This is a genomic window from Staphylococcus sp. AntiMn-1 (genome assembly GCF_001663395.1).
Lineage (GTDB): Bacteria > Bacillota > Bacilli > Staphylococcales > Staphylococcaceae > Staphylococcus > Staphylococcus equorum.
In genome coordinates, this window is record NZ_CP012968.1 from 1,909,079 (window position 1) to 1,927,892 (window position 18,814).

14 protein-coding genes are annotated in these 18,814 nt (G+C 35.3%); 11 read left to right on the top strand and 3 right to left on the bottom strand.

What is annotated here, in order from left to right; all coding sequences use genetic code 11:
- Positions 1-43: 43 nt before the first annotated feature.
- From sbnA to sbnI, 9 genes are read left to right on the top strand one after another with little or no spacing between them, the layout of a single operon-like run.
- Positions 44-964, top strand: a complete 921-nt coding sequence (gene sbnA, locus AOB58_RS09330; RefSeq protein ID WP_432718165.1) for a 2,3-diaminopropionate biosynthesis protein SbnA — start codon at positions 44-46, stop codon at positions 962-964.
- A complete protein-coding gene (sbnB, locus tag AOB58_RS09335; RefSeq protein ID WP_064783342.1) occupies positions 961-1,971 on the top strand; it encodes a 2,3-diaminopropionate biosynthesis protein SbnB in 1,011 nt (336 codons plus the stop codon). The genes sbnA and sbnB overlap by 4 nt, the downstream gene beginning before the upstream one ends.
- A gap of 13 nt (positions 1,972-1,984) precedes the next feature.
- Positions 1,985-3,754, top strand: coding sequence for a staphyloferrin B biosynthesis protein SbnC (gene sbnC, locus AOB58_RS09340; protein WP_064783343.1), 1,770 nt, complete (start codon positions 1,985-1,987; stop codon positions 3,752-3,754).
- Positions 3,744-5,003 (top strand): MFS transporter, encoded by a 1,260-nt coding sequence (locus AOB58_RS09345; RefSeq protein ID WP_064783344.1) that lies wholly within the window; start codon positions 3,744-3,746, stop codon positions 5,001-5,003. Before sbnC ends, AOB58_RS09345 begins: the two co-directional genes overlap by 11 nt.
- Positions 4,993-6,720 (top strand): IucA/IucC family protein, encoded by a 1,728-nt coding sequence (locus AOB58_RS09350; protein WP_064783345.1) that lies wholly within the window; start codon positions 4,993-4,995, stop codon positions 6,718-6,720. The genes AOB58_RS09345 and AOB58_RS09350 overlap by 11 nt, the downstream gene beginning before the upstream one ends.
- Positions 6,707-8,479 carry a staphyloferrin B biosynthesis protein SbnF gene (gene sbnF / locus AOB58_RS09355; protein WP_237283178.1) on the top strand — a complete coding sequence of 591 codons (1,773 nt, stop codon included), beginning with the start codon at positions 6,707-6,709 and terminating at the stop codon, positions 8,477-8,479. Before AOB58_RS09350 ends, sbnF begins: the two co-directional genes overlap by 14 nt.
- Positions 8,454-9,248 (top strand): HpcH/HpaI aldolase family protein, encoded by a 795-nt coding sequence (locus AOB58_RS09360; RefSeq protein WP_064783347.1) that lies wholly within the window; start codon positions 8,454-8,456, stop codon positions 9,246-9,248. The genes sbnF and AOB58_RS09360 overlap by 26 nt, the downstream gene beginning before the upstream one ends.
- Positions 9,223-10,413: a type III PLP-dependent enzyme gene (locus tag AOB58_RS09365; RefSeq protein ID WP_064783348.1), complete on the top strand. Its 1,191-nt coding sequence runs from the start codon at positions 9,223-9,225 to the stop codon at positions 10,411-10,413. The genes AOB58_RS09360 and AOB58_RS09365 overlap by 26 nt, the downstream gene beginning before the upstream one ends.
- An 11-nt stretch (positions 10,414-10,424) precedes the next feature.
- A complete protein-coding gene (sbnI, locus tag AOB58_RS09370) occupies positions 10,425-11,189 on the top strand; it encodes a bifunctional transcriptional regulator/O-phospho-L-serine synthase SbnI (protein ID WP_064783349.1) in 765 nt (254 codons plus the stop codon).
- Between the two features lie 89 nt (positions 11,190-11,278).
- On the opposite strand, the gene AOB58_RS09375 is transcribed toward sbnI, so the two are convergent.
- From AOB58_RS09375 to AOB58_RS09385, 3 genes are all read right to left on the bottom strand, one after another.
- The gene (locus AOB58_RS09375) at positions 11,279-13,180 is read right to left on the bottom strand and encodes a DUF8508 domain-containing protein (RefSeq protein WP_371988350.1); all 1,902 of its coding nucleotides are present in this window, start codon (positions 13,178-13,180) and stop codon (positions 11,279-11,281) included.
- A 263-nt stretch (positions 13,181-13,443) separates the two neighbouring features.
- A complete protein-coding gene (locus tag AOB58_RS09380) occupies positions 13,444-16,350 on the bottom strand; it encodes a DEAD/DEAH box helicase (RefSeq protein WP_064783351.1) in 2,907 nt (968 codons plus the stop codon).
- 2 nt (positions 16,351-16,352) lie between these two features.
- The gene (locus tag AOB58_RS09385) at positions 16,353-16,745 is read right to left on the bottom strand and encodes a (deoxy)nucleoside triphosphate pyrophosphohydrolase (protein WP_064783352.1); all 393 of its coding nucleotides are present in this window, start codon (positions 16,743-16,745) and stop codon (positions 16,353-16,355) included.
- 221 nt (positions 16,746-16,966) lie between these two features.
- On the opposite strand from AOB58_RS09385, the gene AOB58_RS14065 reads away from it, so the two are divergent.
- Positions 16,967-17,146 (top strand): hypothetical protein, encoded by a 180-nt coding sequence (locus AOB58_RS14065; protein WP_439895560.1) that lies wholly within the window; start codon positions 16,967-16,969, stop codon positions 17,144-17,146.
- Positions 17,147-17,214: 68 nt separating this feature from the next.
- Positions 17,215-18,759, top strand: a complete 1,545-nt coding sequence (locus AOB58_RS09390; RefSeq protein WP_439895559.1) for a purple acid phosphatase family protein — start codon at positions 17,215-17,217, stop codon at positions 18,757-18,759.
- Positions 18,760-18,814: the final 55 nt, after the last annotated feature.

Below are 18,814 nucleotides of genomic sequence, written 5' to 3' on the forward strand. Positions count from 1 at the left end.
GCATTGTCATGATTCTTTACTTTCATGTATAGGCAAAACGCCAATGATACAGCTCCAGCAACTGTTCCCGGAACATAATGTTTACGCAAAATTAGAATATATGAATCCAGGCGGCAGTATGAAAGATAGACCAGCTCAATACATCATTGAAGATGGTTTTAAAAAAGGAACAATTACTAAAGGTACACATTTAATTGAGAGTACTTCAGGAAATTTAGGTATTGCTCTAGCAATGATCGCTAAGATAAAAGGATTAACACTAACATGTGTGGTAGACCCGAAAATTTCAGAAACAAATTTAAAAATTATTAAAAGTTATGGTGCAAATATAGATATGGTAAACGAAGCGGATGAAAATGGTGGGTATTTAATGACACGTATTCAACGTGTTCGTGAATTACTTGATTCCACTGACAACGCATATTGGATTAATCAATATGCAAATGAATTAAATTGGAAAGCACATTATCATGGTGCTGGTGCAGAAATCGTAGAGCAAATAGAAACTCCAATTGATTATTTTATAGCGCCAGTGAGTACTACAGGTAGCATTATGGGCATGAGTAGAAAGATCAAAGAATATCACCCGAATGCACATATTATTGCGGTGGATGCGAAAGGGTCAGTTATTTTTGGTGAAACGCCTACAGATAGAGAATTACCAGGTATTGGCGCGAGTAGAGTGCCTGAAATTTTAAATAAAGAAGAAATAGACCAAGTTGTTCATGTGGATGACTACCAATCAGCACTTGGATGTAAGCGCTTAGTTGATTATGAAGGTATTTTTGCAGGAGGATCAACAGGTTCAATTATATCAGCGATTGAAAAAGTCATTGATTCAATTGCTAAAGATAAAACAATTGTGACGATTTTACCTGACAGAGGCGATCGCTATTTAGATTTAGTTTATTCAGATGAATGGTTTGATGAAGTGAAAAACAAAAAAGGAGCGCTAACACGATGAACAAAGACATGTTGTATTTAAATAGATCAGATGTTGAACAAGCAGGAGGTAATCATTCAACAGTTTATGTAAATGCATTAACTGAAGCATTAAAAGCCCATGCGAATAAAGATTTTGTGCAACCATTAAAGCCATATTTACGCGCAAATGGTACAGAAGGACATATTGCGGATCGTATTATTGCCATGCCAAGTCATATTGGCGGTCAAGATCCAGTATCAGGTATTAAATGGATTGGAAGTAAACATGACAATCCTTCAGAACGTAAGATAGAACGTGCAAGTGGTGTCATTATCTTGAATGATCCTGAAACAAACTATCCCATTGCAGTGATGGAAGCGAGCTTAATTAGTAGTATGAGAACGGCGGCTGTTTCGGTCATTGCTGCTCAGAAATTAGCAAAAAAAGGATTTGAAGCATTAACAATTATTGGCTGTGGTCTAATCGGTGATAGACAATTGCAAAGTATGTTAGAGCAATTTGATCATATTAAACAAGTATATGTTTTTGATCAATTTGAAAAAGCCAGCGCTAATTTTATTGAAAAATGGACCGAAGCACGTCCAGATATTCACTTTGTTCAAGCGACAACAGCGAAAGAAGCAGTTGAAAATGGAGAGGTAGTCATTACTTGTACAGTTACGGACAAACCTTACATTGAATATGATTGGATTCAAAAAGGCACATTTATCAGCAATATTTCAATTATGGATATTAAAAAAGACGTCTTTACACAAGCAGATAAAGTCTTGGTAGACGATTGGTCACAAGCAAATCGCGAGAAAAAGACAATTAACCAACTTGTATTAGAAGGGCGCTTTAGTAGGGAAGCCTTACATGCTGAATTAGGAGAATTATTAACGGGTGCTAAACCAGGAAGAGAAAATGATGACGAAATTATTTTATTAAATCCAATGGGTATGGCAATCGAAGATATTTCAAGTGCTTATTATATTTATAAAGAAGCTAAGCAACAGCAAATCGGAACAACATTAAGTCTATATTAAGGAGTGTCGTACAGTGATAGAAGTCACAGCGAATCATCAACAAAATCATGCACACACTACTATTTTAAGAGATCTAGTGGATGGTCTATTATTTGAAGATGTCTTTGGTCTTTTGACAAAAAGTGAAGCATTGCAAATCGCTTCAGATACGATATTGAAATATGGCAATGAAGATAAGGTGCTCTATATACCTGTTTATCATAGTGGTTTAAATATTTATAGATTAAAAGGAACGACCGTCTTTGTAAAAGACAATGACGAACAACACGAGATCAATGCTTTAGCGTTATGGGATGCATTAGTTGAAATGAATGCACCGTCGAGCCGTGAATTGAATACAGTACGTTTTCGAGAAGGCCTAGAAGTTGCGATAGATCAGTTAACAGCCCAATTAGCAGGATTAACCTTATCAGAGCATCCCTTTATCAAATCAGAACAGTTTGCGAGTTTAAAGGATCGTCCATTTCATCCTTTAGCTAAAGAAAAACGTGGTTTAGATACAGAAGATTATCAACAATATCAACCCGAATATTTTAAAACTTTTTCTTTAAAAACGGTCGCGATACATCGTGATTACATTTTAAAGAGTGAGTATTTAAACGAAAGCTTACTCAATAAAGCATTAGCAATCGAAGATGAGGATATATTGGCACACACGCTTGAGTCTGCAGGTTTATCTTCAGAGTCGTATATAGTATTTCCTGTACATCCTTGGCAAATGACACATGTGATTCCCGAAATGTTTCAAGCAGAAATCGCAGCGCGCATCATTGTGCCATTAGATTATGAGTTCGGCGAGTTTCTACCCTCATCATCTATGCGCTCGCTTATTGATATTCAACGTCCGTTTCAGCATATTAAGGTGCCGTTTTCAATGCAGTCATTAGGTGCACTGAGGTTAACACCGACACGCTACTTGTTAAATGGTGAAAAGGCAGAACAATTATTAAGTGAAATTATAGCTCAAGACAGCACTTTAGAAAATAAGGTAGCGCTGTGTAATGAAAAGCAGTGGCTATCGTTTATTAATGCAGATAAAGATATATTCCAAGATCAAATAGGCCATCTGACAACACAGATTAGAAGTTATCCTAAGCAAGTGACAGCACCATCGTCACAACTCGTATCGATGGCTGCATTAGCGGCACATGATGCCACATTATATGAAGATATTCTTGGCATAGCCCAAGATCAAATGGAAAGTCAGCAATTAGAAGTGTTATTTGATGAGATGATAGATCAATTTCTTCATATTATGCTTAAATTTATGCAAAATGGTGTCTTACCAGAAGTACATGGACAAAATATTTTAATTTTATTTAAAGAAGGGCACGTGGATCAATTTATATTGAGAGATCACGATACAGTGCGTATTTATCCACGGTGGATGTATGAAAATAACATTGATATTCCACAATATGCGATAAGCAAAAATTCTCCAAATACGTTAATTAATGAAGATATAGAAACATTCTTTACATATTTTCAAACATTAGCAGTATCAGTGAATTTATATGCAATTGTAGATATGCTACATCACGTCTTTGGATTGGATGAACTAATGTTAATGAATAAAATTAAATCATCACTTTCAAAGCATGTGCAGCAGATGGATTGTTCGGAAGTGGATAAAGCACAAATGCAACATATTTTGTTCGAGAAGCAAACGTGGCCTTTTAAACGCGTACTCTTACCACTTTTACATCAACAAGAATCAGGTGGCGGTAGCATGCCATCCAGTATTGGGACAATACCAAACCCAATGATGCGTCATGAACAGTGAAGCGATTTGGTATAGGAACTTTCGCATATTATGGCTGAGCCAGTTTATTTCGATAGCTGGACTGACCGTACTCGTTCCTTTGTTGCCAATCTATATTGCATCGCTCAAGGATTTATCTGTTACAGAAATTCAAATGTGGAGTGGGATTGCAATTGCAGCGCCCGCTATCACAACGATGATTTCATCACCGCTGTGGGGCAAACTTGGCGATAGAATCAGCCGAAAATGGATGGTACTCCGTGCATTATTAGGTTTAGCAGTTTGTTTATTATTGATGTCACTCTGTACGACGCCACTGCAGTTTGTGTTAGTCAGATTATTACAAGGTTTATTTGGCGGTGTCGTAGATGCTTCTAATGCATTTGCGACGAGTGAAGCACCTGAAAAAATGCGTGGTAAAGTACTTGGGAAATTGCAAAGTTCTATTAGTGCGGGCTCTCTTGTGGGACCACTTATCGGAGGCGTTGCAGCAAGTATTGTTGGATTTCAGTCGTTACTGTTAGTGATTGCTATTTTGACATTTATTGTCTGTGCAGTAGGTATTAAGTTACTTATAGAAACCACACATCAGCATAACAGTAGCGAACCAGAACCTATACGTTGTGGTGTAAGACAATCATTTAAATGTTTACTGTGTTCGCAAGTGACATGTCGCTTCATTATCGTTGGTATACTTGCCAATCTTGCGATGTATGGCATGATGACTGCACTCGCCCCTTTAACAACTGGCGCCAACCAGACATTTTTAGATGATAAAGCGGCAGTAGGTCTTGTTCAATCTGCATTTTGGACTGCTTCTATTTTAAGTGCTCCATTATGGGGAAGCTTAAATGATAAAAACTACGTCAAATATGTCTATTTAATCACTGCACTCATTTGTGGCTTAAGTGTTATATTCCAAGGTCTGTCCACTACACTATGGATGTTAATGATTTTTAGAGTGATACAAGGCTTTACGTATAGTGCATTAATTCAAAGTGTGATGTATGTCGTTGTTAAGTCATGTCATCAAGATTTAAAAGGCACTTTCGTTGGTTCCACAAACAGTATGCTAGTTGTAGGACAAGTAGCAGGCAGTATGTTAGGCGCTGTGATTACAAGTAGCTATAACCCTACGGTTACATTTATCGTGATGGGTGGCATATTTATAAGCAGTTGTGTTGTCTTATTATCATCTCAATTAAACACTGTGAAAGATTATAAATTAACAATGAATGTATGGGAGTTGAATAATAAACGTGCAAAGTAATCAGAATATTGAAATAGCTGAACAAGCAGCTGTAGAACGTATATTGAATGTATATTTTAGAGAACAAAATTTGTACAATGCGCAGCCAGAGCAAAACATGTGGCACATCACGCTCGGGCCGTCTAAAACGTTAATAGGTAAATTTAATTATTGGTCAGTAATGGGTCATAACACATACCACCCAGTGATGTGTGCACAAGACAATGGCACGTCTTCACAGTTAGCACCAATGGAAGTGATTGAGCACGTGTTTGAGATGCTCGAACAACAAACAGGAGATGAAGATAAAACCGGATTAAAAGCAACACTACACAATATTTATAAAGATATTAACAATAGTGTAAAACGCACTGCACTCTATTTAACACGTGCGCAACAACAACAAACAGAAGATGAGTATATTATTTCGGAACAATCCCTTTATTTAGGTCATCCGTTTCATCCAACACCCAAAAGTTCTGTCGGATTTAGCGAAGAAGATTTATTGCATTATGCACCAGAGTGCCACGCACAATTTCAACTGTATTATATACAAGTTAATCGTTCTATCATGCTAGAACGGTATGTGGAAGGTAGAGCTGCCGCAGTAAATGAATTGGTATTACAGTTGGCACAGTTAGATTCTGATGACATAGACGACGGTTATACATTGTTACCCTTGCATCCATATCAAATAACCGTATTAAAAGATAACGCTAAGTTTAAACAATGGATGGATAACGGCTTAATTAAAGACATCGGTATCAGCGGACATTATGTCTATCCAACGTCTTCTGTTCGCACGGTATTTTCAAAAGAGCTTAACATTTACTTGAAATTACCGATAAATGTCAAAATCACAAACTTCGTAAGAACGAATGATTATGAACAAGTAGAACGAACGATTGATGCTGCAAATGTCATCGCATCGATAAAAACAGACTATGAAACAAAGCATTTTAAACTGATGTTTGAAGAAGGTTATCGTGCATTGAAATATTCGTCTGAAGCAGGGGCTTTTGATTTATTAGCAAACACTGCAATGATCGTGCGTGAAGGTATTGAAGATTATCATTTGGAGAAACAAATTCACGTGTTAGCCAGTCTATTTGAAACCATGCCACATGAGCCGGATTCTATGTTAGGAGACTTGATTACTCAAAGCGGTTTGTCGGATGTGGAATGGTTAAGTGCATATTTAGACATTACCTTATATCCAATGCTTGAATTACTATCTGAAACTGGCATTAGTTTAGAAGCACATGTACAAAATACTTTGATTGAATTTAAAAATGGCCATCCGCAAGTGTGTTATGTCAGAGATTTGGAAGGTGTATGTATAGCAGAAGATATCGCAAAGCGCGGGCAAATTATTCCTAATATAATACAAAGCGATAGTCCAGTTGTCTATAGTAATGAAGCGGCGTGGCATCGTTTTAAATACTACATTATTGTAAATCATTTAGGACATTTGGTCGCTACAATGGGCAAACGCGTTGGCAGTGAAACGACATTATGGCAAACGGTTCGCAATAAATTGCTGAATTGGTCTCAAGACGCAAGTACATCCACACAAATGAAAGTCTATGTGGATGACCTATACGAAAGTCCAACAATTTCAGCAAAAGCAAACTTTATGAGCAAAATAAAAGATTGCGGCGATAACCCACTTTATACCAATATACCGAACCCAATGTTTATGGAAGAGGAGGTACGACAACATGATGCACAATATTGAACAACAAGTAAAGCAACGCATTATGAATCAACTTGTAACTTCTATTATATATGAGGATGTTGTGCAATATGAGGTGACACAACAAGGTGCTACTTCGATAGTTACCATTGAAGCTGAAGACGCAACGTATCGCACTGAAGTGAGAGAATTAGACAGCTTTCAAAGGCTAGAACTTACGTCACCCGTATGGCGCATCACAGGTGATGGCGATTCAGCAGTAACAGTTGATTACGCTACAATGTTACGAGAAGTTATATATACATTTGAGAAAAACAATGAAAAAGTTGAGGCGTTTATCAACGAATTACTACAAACGGAGCTGAAAGATACACAAGCCGTGCGATATAAAGAGATGACTGCGGGTAGTGTTAAATTAACGTTCGATGCACTTGAATCTTATGCGATGGAAGGCCATCCTTATCACCCAAGTTATAAATCACGCCTTGGTTTTACGCCTGTAGATAATTTGCAATATGGCCCTGATTTCCAACCGACATTTACATTGAAATGGCTCGCAATTCCCAAACAATATATTGAACAAACTGTCTCTCGAAATATTGAAGCGCAAGACTTACTTCAACAACAATTAGGTGATGAAGTTGTGCAGCAGTTTAAAGAAGTGCTACTAGCATTAGACAAATCATTAGCAGACTATGAGTGGTTGCCTGTGCATCCTTGGCAATTTGATCACATTATTGCGAGTGAACTTGCTGAACAATGGATTAATGGTGAAATTATATTACTAGGCGAATCGGAAGAATACTATACACCGCAACAATCGATTCGTACATTATCACCTGTGGACACGTCTAAATATTATATTAAAGTGCCCTTAAGCATTACGAATACATCCACTAAACGTGTATTAGCGCCACATACGATCGAGAATGCAGCGCAAATTACAGATTGGTTAAAGCATATTCATGAACAAGATAGCTATCTAAATAAGGAATTAAAAACAGTATTCTTAGGTGAAATATTAGGTATGTCTTATATTAATGATAATTTAACTGAATCAAAGCGTGAAGCAATATATGGTGCAGTATCTGTCATATGGCGAGAGAACTTACACAGTTACTTAACTGAAACAGAAGATGCGATACCGTTTAATGCGATTTATAGTTTAGACCAACGACAGAATCCAATTATTCAGCAATGGATTGCACAATATGGTGTAGCAGCTTGGGTTAGACAATTTATCAAAGTTGCAGTGCAACCGATTATCCATATGCTTTATTATCACGGTATTGCGCTTGAATCACATGCGCAAAACATGATGCTCATTCATGAAGACGGTTGGCCAACACGTGTAGCAATTAAAGATTTTCATGATGGTGTGCGTTTTAAACGTGGATTACTAAGTACAGAGGCACAAAATCCTCAATTAAAAGACACACCAGAGGAACATAAGAAAATTAATCGTAATTCATTTATCGAAACAGAAGATGTGGAACTTGTTAGAGATTTTGCTTTAGACGCATTTTTCTTTATTAATATTTCTGAAATCATTATGTTCTTTGAACGTCACTACAATTTGAGCGAACATCAACAATGGATGTATATATACGATGAAATCGAGCAGTATCGTCAAACCCATCCTGACTTACCTAATTATGAGCACTTTGATTTGTTTGAAAAAACGATACAAGTAGAAAAATTAACGACAAGAAGATTATTAGAGGATACGGAAATAAGAATCCATCACGTAACTAACCCGTTAGGAGTGATTCATCATGATGACGTTATCCCTCAAAGATAAATTGGCACAAGACGCTGAAGTCTATGGCATTTTCAATTCGATTCCAAATCCACTTGTTATTGAAATCATCGCAGCGAGTGGTTATGATTTTGTAATTATAGATACTGAACATGCTGCCATTAACGATGAAACGTTAGAACATTTAATTCGTGCAGCTGAAGCAGCGCAAATCACGCCAATTGTCAGGGTCACTCAAGTCATTGATCGAGATATTATCAAAGTGTTAGACATGGGCGCAAGAGGTATTATTATCCCTCATGTTAAAGATAAAGCGACCGTAGAACATATTGTGGAATTAAGTCGCTATTATCCTCAAGGTATGCGCAGTTTAAATGGTGGACGTATGGCCAAGTTTGGTGAAATTCCATTAACAGATTACATGGCGAACGCAAACGACAAAATTATTGTCATGGCGATGATTGAAGATCAAGAGGGCATCAGTGCCATAGAAGACATTGTACAAGTTGAAGGCTTAGACATGATTATTGAAGGTGCTGCCGATTTATCGCAATCGTTTGGCATGCCATGGGAAACGAGCAGTGAAGTCGTACAATCAGCATTACGTTACATGCATGACGTGACAAGTGATTATAATAAACACTTTTGTGCCTTACCAAGAAATAAAGAACAACAAGATATATGGGCACAACGTGGTGTTAATACGTTTGTACTTGGAGACGACCGTGGCAAACTCTACCGTAACTTAAAATCAGAATTAACCTCATTTAAAGGAGGAGTCGAACGTGCCACAAATATTCGACAAAATTAAAGAGATAAAGCAAACTGGCGCACCTGTTTGTCATTATATATATGATTTAAACGCATTACGTCAACATATGCATAAAATCGTGTCGTCCTTACCAGAGAACTGTGAGATGTATTATGCGATGAAAGCGAATAGCGAAGATGACATTTTAGCAACGATGAGTGAATCCGTTGCTGGATTTGAAGTTGCATCTCAAGGTGAAATACAAAAAGGCTTAGCACATAAAAAAGCGAACCGTATTATTTTTGGTGGCCCAGGAAAAACAGACGAAGAATTAACATTTGCCATCGATCAAGGCATTCAACGCATTCACGTTGAAAGTATATACGAATTAAAAAGGTTAAATGCTATCCTAGGTACCAAAAATAAACAGATGGATGTCTTATTACGTGTGAATTTATCAGGACCTTTCCCCAATGCGACGCTACACATGGCAGGACGCCCAACCCAATTTGGTATATCGGAAAATGAAGTCGAACAAGCAATTAAACTTGCACTTGAACTACCGCATATCAACTTAGAAGGGTTTCATTTTCATTCTATTTCAAATAACTTAGATGCAGCGTTACATTTAGATGTCATGCGACTCTATTTTCATAAAGCCAAAATATGGTCAGAAGCTTTTCAATTTCCACTGAAACATATCAATATGGGTGGAGGTATCGGAGTCAATTACGCAGATTTAAATCAACAATTCAAATGGCAGAAATTTGTTGAAGGCTTTCAAGACGTGATTAATGAAGAAGCGATGAATGATGTTACGTTGAACTTTGAGTGTGGCCGTTACTTAGTTGCGCATATCGGTTACTATGCGACTGAAGTCATTGATATCAAGCAAGTGCATAATGCGTATTACGCTATTTTAACAGGGGGCACGCAACAATTCAGACTTCCAGTATCATGGCAACACAACCATCCTTTTGAAATATGTCATATTGACCATAACCCTTATCACTTTGAACGCATGGAAGTCGCAAATGAAAAGGTGACATTCGTCGGTCAACTCTGCACGCCGAAAGATGTTTTCTCAAAAGAAACACCAGTAAAATCTGTAAGAACTGGGGATGTCGTAATATTTAATTACGCTGGCGCTTATGGTTGGTCTATTTCTCACCATGATTTTTTAAGTCATCCACATCCGACATTTATCTATTTATCTGATCAATAAGGAGGACTAAAATGGAACAAATGTATAAAGCATTAAAACTTGTACCAGTGGAACACATAGACTTACACGAAACATTTGAGCAAAAGCGTTTAGAAAAGACAAAGCAAAGTATTGAAGCGGAACAAATTATGAGACATCCAGTGTTAGTTACACAAACACAGTCAGGTAGATATATGGTCATCGACGGTGTGCATCGTTTCACGAGTCTCAAGGCACTTGGATGTCGCGTTGTACCAGTGCAAGATATTAATGAGACACAATATTCAATTAGTACATGGAACCATAAAGTGGCTATTGGTCAGTGGTGGGAAACTTTGCGACAAGATAACAGTTTGCCATGGACGACAGAAATTAAAAATGCCACGCCATTTATTACAATGTGCAAAGGCTATGACGAACAATATTTATATGTAGAAGATTTAGGAGAACAGAAACTAGAAGCGTGGGCAAAGGTCGTTGCCAGTTATAGTCAAACCTATGATGTGGAACGTATTGCACAGAGTGATAATAATTGTGTATCTAACCAGCATATTTTGATGAAATATCAGCCGCTTGGTTTTCAAGAAATCGAAACAATTGTCAATAGAGGAGAAACTGTCCCAGCCGGTGTCACACGTTTTAACATTTCTGGTCGCTGTCTTAACTTACAAGTGCCATTAACCATTTTAAAAGAACAGAGTGAGCTAAATAGAAATGTAAAATGGAATGAATTTTTAGAGGGAAAAATGGATAGTGTACGTTGTTACTCTGAAAAAGTATATTTAGTTGAGCAATGACGTCTTATTATAAAAAAAGAACGAGTGATGCATGGCATCCTCGTTCCATTCTGTCGACAAAGTCTTATGATTTTGTCGATTTTTTGTGCCTATTTAGTTTTTTCATCTTTACGAGCCTGTTTTAAATCAATTTGAGCTAATAGTGGATCATGATCACTCGCACGACCTGACATATCAGTGAAATCACTGTTTACATGAATTGGATCTAATTCTGTATGGTTTTTCAAGTTATTTGAAACGAATATGTGATCAAGTGCTTGCGAATTACCTTGATAATTGTATGAATAACGTTCGTTTTCAGGTAAATCGTAAATCATATTGCTCATATTAAAACTTTCAAATGTTTTTAACGGTTTTGACCATTGGAAATCATTATAATCGCCAACGGATACGATATTTGCATTAGGGTTGTCTTTTTGAACTTGTTCTACAAAACGTCCAACTGACTTCGCAATTTCAACACGCTGATTTTCACTTTCTAATACAGGTGGTTGTTGACTACCGAATAGCGGTGTATCACCATTTTTAGAGTTCCAATGATTCGCTAATACGATGACTTGTTCGCCATGGAATTTAAATTGAGCAGCCAATGGTTTTCTAGAATCATCAAAGGCAGGGTTATTTGGGTCGATGCGACCTGGATTTAATGTTAAATCGCCATCTTTATATGAGACTGCTGTGTCCGCATCTCCAGATTCAATAGATTTATCAAATTGAACACGCTTAGGATTGTATAAGAAACCAACACGAATATTTGCATCAGGCTGTCCGCCGTCTTCATTCATTGAAGGATCGATATTTAAATATTTATATTTAGGACCACCAGCTTCTTCAATATCTTTAATTAAGCGCTCATAAGATTTATTAGCTTCTGGTCCGCCTTCTTTTGGTCCGTCATTATCTTGTACTTCAGTCACGCCGATAATATCAGGGTTTTTCATGTGTTCCGTGATACCATTCGCTATTTTATCCGCTTTATCCTCTGTTGTAGATGATGAATTGTTAGAGAAATTTTCTAAATTATAAGATGCAACATTGAGCTTTTGATTACTCGGTTCAATGGAAGTTGGTTGTGGTTCAGTGTCACCCTCGACATGTGCTTGTTTCATGTCATCTAAATCTACATTTAATTTGTAATTTTGGAATCCATAATTCACATGACCAATAATTGGACCTTTAAATTTATCGCCTGTTGCTACATCAAAATCACGCGCTTTATTATTATCATACATTTTAAAAGGAATACGTTCACCATGCTGGTCATTTTCTGTTAAACGTACACCGCCATTGTCAGTTTCAGCAGATTGGTCGTCTAAAACAGTGAAAAGGTCACCGTGTTCTTGTGGGCCAACACTTCTGACATCGCCAACTTCAACACGCATGCCCTCTAGCGATTCCCAGTAGTCAATTGCGTATTGCTCACGATCAAAGGTCTGAAAGTTATCGTTTGCAGAAATTTTGCTTGGTACTTTTTCAATCTCATAAGGCTCGGGCAATTTTTGGTTACTTTCTTGAATAGACACATTGCCACCTTTATCGTCACGCGCATTAATTTGAGTTACTGGTAAGTCAGTTTCTTGTTTATCGCCATAACCGTCAATATAATATTCATCGACAGTGCCCGTAACATTAACTAAGTCACCTTTTTGGGCGTCGTAATTTTGATTACCCGTATAAATGATAAGCCCCTCAGATGTATTTGGGTTATTATCCTGTTTATCGTCAGGTGTTTCAATATGTAAGTACTTGCCACCATTTAATTCATATTGATATGTAACAATGCCTTTTATGTTGTTTACTTTTTTGCCATCGTAAGGTGATTGATGACCTTCGCCTTGGATATCGTGAATCTCTATACTTTTTGTCGAACTATCTTTTGTATCTTTCGTACTCTGCTCTGCTGTCGTTGCGTGAAGTGTACTAGGTGCTATGACAGTAGTTGCTAATGCCATAGATGTGATTAATGACCAAGTTAATTTCTTCAAAACCATTCCCCTTTAAATTTAAAATTTAATTATATTGTAACAAAGCTAATTCAAAGGAATTGTTAAGATAACGTAAATTAATATTAAGTTTGGCTTGGTTGATGGTAATGGGAAATAAAAGTGATGGTTAAGTCGCATATGCAATGGTAATTACTTGTTTAAAAAAATAAAAACTGTAATTCAAGACTGGGGTGGAGTTAAAAGAAGGAGTGATAAATTAGTAATTAAAATAAATAGCCATCTTTATAAGATGACTATTTTAAATTATTTTATTCTTCTATGATATATCTGTAAAGTTCATCTTTTACGGGTGTTTCTAGTGATAAATTCATTGTTACAATATTGTCTTGTTTTTCGTTAGGCATTGTCGTTTGTTCTGCTGTATCTTCAATGTAATGTGCTTTGCCTAAGTAATAATAATCTTTACCATCTGTTAAGGCTTCTTTTTTTACAAAAACATGCATAGTAATACCATCTCTTTGATGATTTAAAATATCTTTAACTTCAGGTGAATCTATCTTTCTTTCAGATTTTGTAAACCATTTTATTTTCTCATTACTTAAAAATGTATCTTCATACTTTGTATTATCACTTATATCATCTTGTTTATGATAATTAATAAAAATAGGTAACGTTCCAGAACCAAACATATAACCATTTACTACTGAAGATACATCGCTATCCCAATTTAATAGTTTTACAAAATCTTTTCGTGAATATTTATTATATAAAATAAGCGAGTTTTTACCATCATAATGTTTTTCATTATTATATTCAGCCAATTTGATAATATCTTCTACATAACACTTAAACAAATCTTTGGATAAAGATTCGATAAAGGTTTCTGTTAAATAAACATTATTATTATCTACCTTGATAATGGGGTTGCCATAAGATATATTTATATTTTCACTGAAGAAACTAAAATCCAAGATTTTCAAACTTGTAGAAACATCGTCAATTGTAACGGTAGAGTCGACTTCTTGTGCTCTAGCAAATAAATGATTGATATTTTGTTCTTGATTCATAACTGCTTTCAAAACTATATGGTCTACATTTTTTAATCCTTGAGCAATTTCTCGTGATAAAAATGTTAAATTCTTTTTCTCGTTTTCATTTAATTCATCTGAAACTTTCTTGTATCTAACGAGAAAATCATGATAGTTTTTATATGGGCTCCTTGAATTTCCGTTTGAATCAGTTTTAGAGGTGTATATGAGTCCCGGATCGATAGAATTTTGTTCAATAAAATCCATTAACATAGGTATTCTACCAATTCTACTTTCAACTGTTGTATAAGCTTCTTTAATTAATTTGGCTGAGTTTAATTTAACTGCTTTCAATGAGTCATAGATTTTCTTCTTAGCTATTTCTTCAAAATTGATTGTCGATACGCCATTAAGTGCTGAATTATTTGTTAAAAATTTTCTGTAGTTATCCTTATTTTGCGACTGATCTCCAGACAAGGCTATTGGGATTAGATAGTTTTTATTATAGTTACCAATAAAATCTATGATTGTTACATATTCTTTATTACTACTTTTTCTTAACCCTCTACCTAACTGTTGGATGAAAATAATACTAGATTCTGTTTCCCTCAGCATTACAATTTGATTGACAGAAGGTATATCAATACCTTCATTAAATAAATTAACAGTTATTATATAATTAATTTCACCTGATTTAAGCTGTTGAATAACTTCTTCTCTTTTTTGAGGATTATCTTCTCCAGTTAGTGCGATAGAAGGAACACCACGTAATGACAAGTTTTCGGCTAAATCATATGCTTCTTCTTTTCTACTTACAAAAATCAAACCCTTTAATTCATCACCTGAGTAACCATAATAGCTAGTTTTTTCTAAGACATGCTCAACTCTTTCATTAGAAGTTAAATCTGACAAATTACTTACCTCATCGATTTTTTCTCCGTTATGGACATAGTCAGTTACTCCAAAGTAATGGAAAGGGCATAGCACTTCGCTTTCAAGTGCTTTTTGTAATCTAATTTCGTAAGCAATATTATAATCAAACATTTCAAATATATTTAGACTGTCTGTCCTCTCAGGCGTAGCTGTCATACCTAGCAAAAAATTAGGTTTGAAATAATTAAATACTTTTTGATAAGTAGCGGCTGCAGACCTATGAGCCTCATCAAAAACGATATAATCAAAGTGATCTTTTTCAAATTGATTGTATATATTTTCGTTAGAAAGAGTTTGAATAGTAGCAAATAAATATTTAGCATTAATATCTTTATTTTTACCAGTTAATAATCCGAAATCTGCGTCATTTGATTGAGATAATACTTTTTTGAATTCATCTATTGCTCTGTTTAAGATCCCCTCGTTATGCACTACAAACAAGAATTTTTTTGGATCATAGTTTCTAACATCTAAAGCACTTAAAATAGTTTTTCCTGTACCAGTCGCCGAAATGATAAGTGCTTTATCTTTTGCATTTTTTCTCAGTGACGTTAATGATTTTAAGGCTTCTCTTTGGATTAAATTCGGCTCAATTTTAATTAAATTTTTTGTTTGTGTTTCAACTAGTGATTGCGTTTCTGCAACTCTAACTGTATTTTTAAAAGTTTGGTATTCAAATGTATTTTCATACGCCTCAATCCATTCATGTGAAAGAGGTACACTCGTTGCCCATAATTCATCAAATTGTGATTTGATATTATATATAAGGTCACCACTTTGCTGTGTTGAAAAAAGGATATTATGTTCATAGTTTATTTTCAAAGCATTAGAGGTTAGGTTAGAGCTTCCAATAATTATTGATGAATAATCAATATGATCAAACATATAACCCTTTGCGTGAAAACCATTCACATCCGTTAATCTAACTTCTACGTTTTTAAGTTTTAATAACTCTTTATACATATTGGGTGTGTTGAAACCTAAATAGTTTGAAGTAATAATCTTACCTTTAATTCCTTTTTCATTTAAGTCATAAAGATAGGATTTCAAACTCGCCAAGCCACTTTCAGTTATAAAAGCTACTGAAATCGTAAATGACTTACACTTATGAAGTTCGTCTATAATTGTAGACAAAACATTCTCTTCTTTATTGTTTACCAGTAATTTCGGCATAAAGTTTCCTTTATGAGCAATAGTACGGTCAATAAATCCTTTATGTAATGATTGATTAAAGTCTTCTAACAAATTAGTCATAATTATTCCTCATTTACAATGATTTCAACTGCTGGAATGTCCGCTGGTGCCCATTCTAATTTTTCTAATTCTTGGATTGCTACCCATTTGATTTCTTTATGTTCTGTTAAAGTTGGTAATTTTTCATTTAATGTACATTTATAAGTGCTTAGTTTTACGATACCAAAATTATATTCATATTCGGTAGTGGTGATTTTGTCACCAACTTCAATATCACATAGCATTTCTTCTCGTATTTCTCTTTTTAAAGCATTAATTTCTGATTCATCTTTTTCTATTTTTCCACCCGGGAATTCCCATAATAGAGGCAAACTCATATTTTCATTTCTTTGTGCACATAGCACTTTATTTTCAGAAAAAATGACAGCACCCACAACTTCAATTTTTTTCTTCAAATTACTTCCTCCTAAATTTTACGTTTGATTTAATTCTAACAAACTATGAAGATTAGCGTAATTATTCAAAACTGTTATAAAGTAATACTTTAAATATACCTAAATAAAATTAAATAGTAATTTGAAATTTACAAAGTCCATATAGCATTAACTTTAGATTAATATTACATTGCTAGAATAGTGAATGAAACATTAAAAATTCATATTGGGAGGTACGTGTGATGGCATATAAGTATCGTTCTATTGCTGTAAGTACTGTAATGAGTCTAGCTATAGTATTTACTACAGTTTCAGCACCAACAGCTGATGCAAGTGGTTCAGGTAGTGCAGGTAGTGCAGGTAGTGCAACAGAAGGGGAAAAAAAGGTGATATTGAATTACTGGATAAAAAACCTAAAGTAGCTGAGGTTCCAGAGAACAACAATCCTAACCGTGTAATTACAAATTTAAAGGGTGATACTAAAACAGAAATGGGTTTTAGTTGGTATACAACAGACAAGTTCAAAGATTCTAAAGTATGGGTTTCAGAATCTAAAGATTTTTCAGATGCAAAATCATTTGATGCAAAACCTAAAAAAGTAGACTCTAAGTATCTTGAAAGAGATAAAGATGGCAATATCATCTATAAAGATGTAGCCAAAGATGATGAAGGCGAACCTATTGAAAAAAATGGCAAACCTAAAGTGAATGGTTATTACACCGATGAAAATGCAGGTGGCCCTGAGTGGACGAGTGGCGACAAGCACGGTAAAACAGATTTAATCAAAGAAAAAGAATATACATACAAAGCACAAGCTAAAGATTTAAAACCGAATACACAATATTACTACAAAGTGGGTAGTGAAAGTGGGAAGAAAAGTGAAATAGGTAAGTTCAAAACTTCCGGTGATAAAGGCGATCCATTTAGCTTTGTACAATACACAGATACGCAAAATGCTTTTTGGAATGAGAACGTAAGAAATGAAGCAGCATTTGGTGCTGATACATTGAAAAACGCAATCCAAACAGCAGGAGATCCTAACTTCGCACTACATACAGGGGACTTTGTAGAAACTGCTGAAGTTGAAGATGAATGGAAAGACTTGTATAAACAATCTAGACCATCATTTATGTCGTTACCAGTTGCTGCAGCACCAGGTAACCATGATGAGTATGCGTTAAATGAAGAAGACGAAAAATTATTGAATAAATTCAATGAACACATGAACGTACCAAAAGAAAATGACGCAGTAAATGGCGGTTCGTACTATTCATTTGATTATAATGGGGCACACATGGTAGTAGCGAATACAAACGATAATAAGAAATCAAAAGACAATCCAGATGAAAAAGCCATCGGTGATGAACAGATGGAATGGATTAAGAAAGATATTAAACAGGCGCGAGACAATGGGGCAAAATGGGTTGTTTTAAACTTACACAAACCAATGTATTCTAAATCATATCATGCACTTTCAGATGAAGATGTGAAGAAAGTAAGAGACGAATTAACAAAAGAAATTGATGATCTTGACGTTGACTTAGTATTACAAGGACATGACCATGTGTTATCACGTACACATCCTTTAGAACATACATCTACGAAAAATAGTTTTGTGAACGCGAATAAAGAAGATACTGAACAATTCGTTGGCGAAGATGGCGTGAAATATTATGACGATCCAGAAGGTTCAGTTTATGTGTTACCTAACACTGGTGGTACGAAAGAATATGATAGTATTTATGACCGTTCATTAGAGCACATTAAAAAGGTTAGACCAGAATTAAGCTGGTTAACTCAGAAAGATTTAGATCATTACAACAGTCTATTCAAACTAGGCGAGCAGCCACAAGAAACAGACGCATTTGAAGATAAACATGAAAATAACAGAGATTCATCAGCTCAAAACTTCTCAGTATATGAAGTTGAAGGCGATCAATTGAAAGTTAAAATTTATCAACTACGCGGTGACATCAGTAAAGGTGAACAACGTAGCGTAGAATTAGTAGATGAATTTGGTATTCAAAAAGATTAAATATAATTAAAACTGATACCTAAGCTGTAATTTATTTTATAGCTTAGGTATATCG

Bases quoted from the DNA above. Each gene is read 5' to 3' on its own strand.
- sbnA (WP_432718165.1), top strand. From the start codon at position 44: ATGATACAGCTCCAGCAACTGTTCCCGGAACATAATGTTTACGCAAAA.
- sbnB (WP_064783342.1), top strand. From the start codon at position 961: ATGAACAAAGACATGTTGTATTTAAATAGATCAGATGTTGAACAAGCA.
- AOB58_RS09345 (WP_064783344.1), top strand. From the start codon at position 3,744: ATGAACAGTGAAGCGATTTGGTATAGGAACTTTCGCATATTATGGCTG.
- sbnF (WP_237283178.1), top strand. From the start codon at position 6,707: ATGCACAATATTGAACAACAAGTAAAGCAACGCATTATGAATCAACTT.
- AOB58_RS09360 (WP_064783347.1), top strand. From the start codon at position 8,454: ATGATGACGTTATCCCTCAAAGATAAATTGGCACAAGACGCTGAAGTC.
- sbnI (WP_064783349.1), top strand. From the start codon at position 10,425: ATGGAACAAATGTATAAAGCATTAAAACTTGTACCAGTGGAACACATA.
- AOB58_RS09375 (WP_371988350.1), bottom strand. From the start codon at position 13,180: ATGGTTTTGAAGAAATTAACTTGGTCATTAATCACATCTATGGCATTA.
- AOB58_RS09380 (WP_064783351.1), bottom strand. From the start codon at position 16,350: ATGACTAATTTGTTAGAAGACTTTAATCAATCATTACATAAAGGATTT.
- AOB58_RS14065 (WP_439895560.1), top strand. From the start codon at position 16,967: ATGGCATATAAGTATCGTTCTATTGCTGTAAGTACTGTAATGAGTCTA.
- AOB58_RS09390 (WP_439895559.1), top strand. From the start codon at position 17,215: ATGGGTTTTAGTTGGTATACAACAGACAAGTTCAAAGATTCTAAAGTA.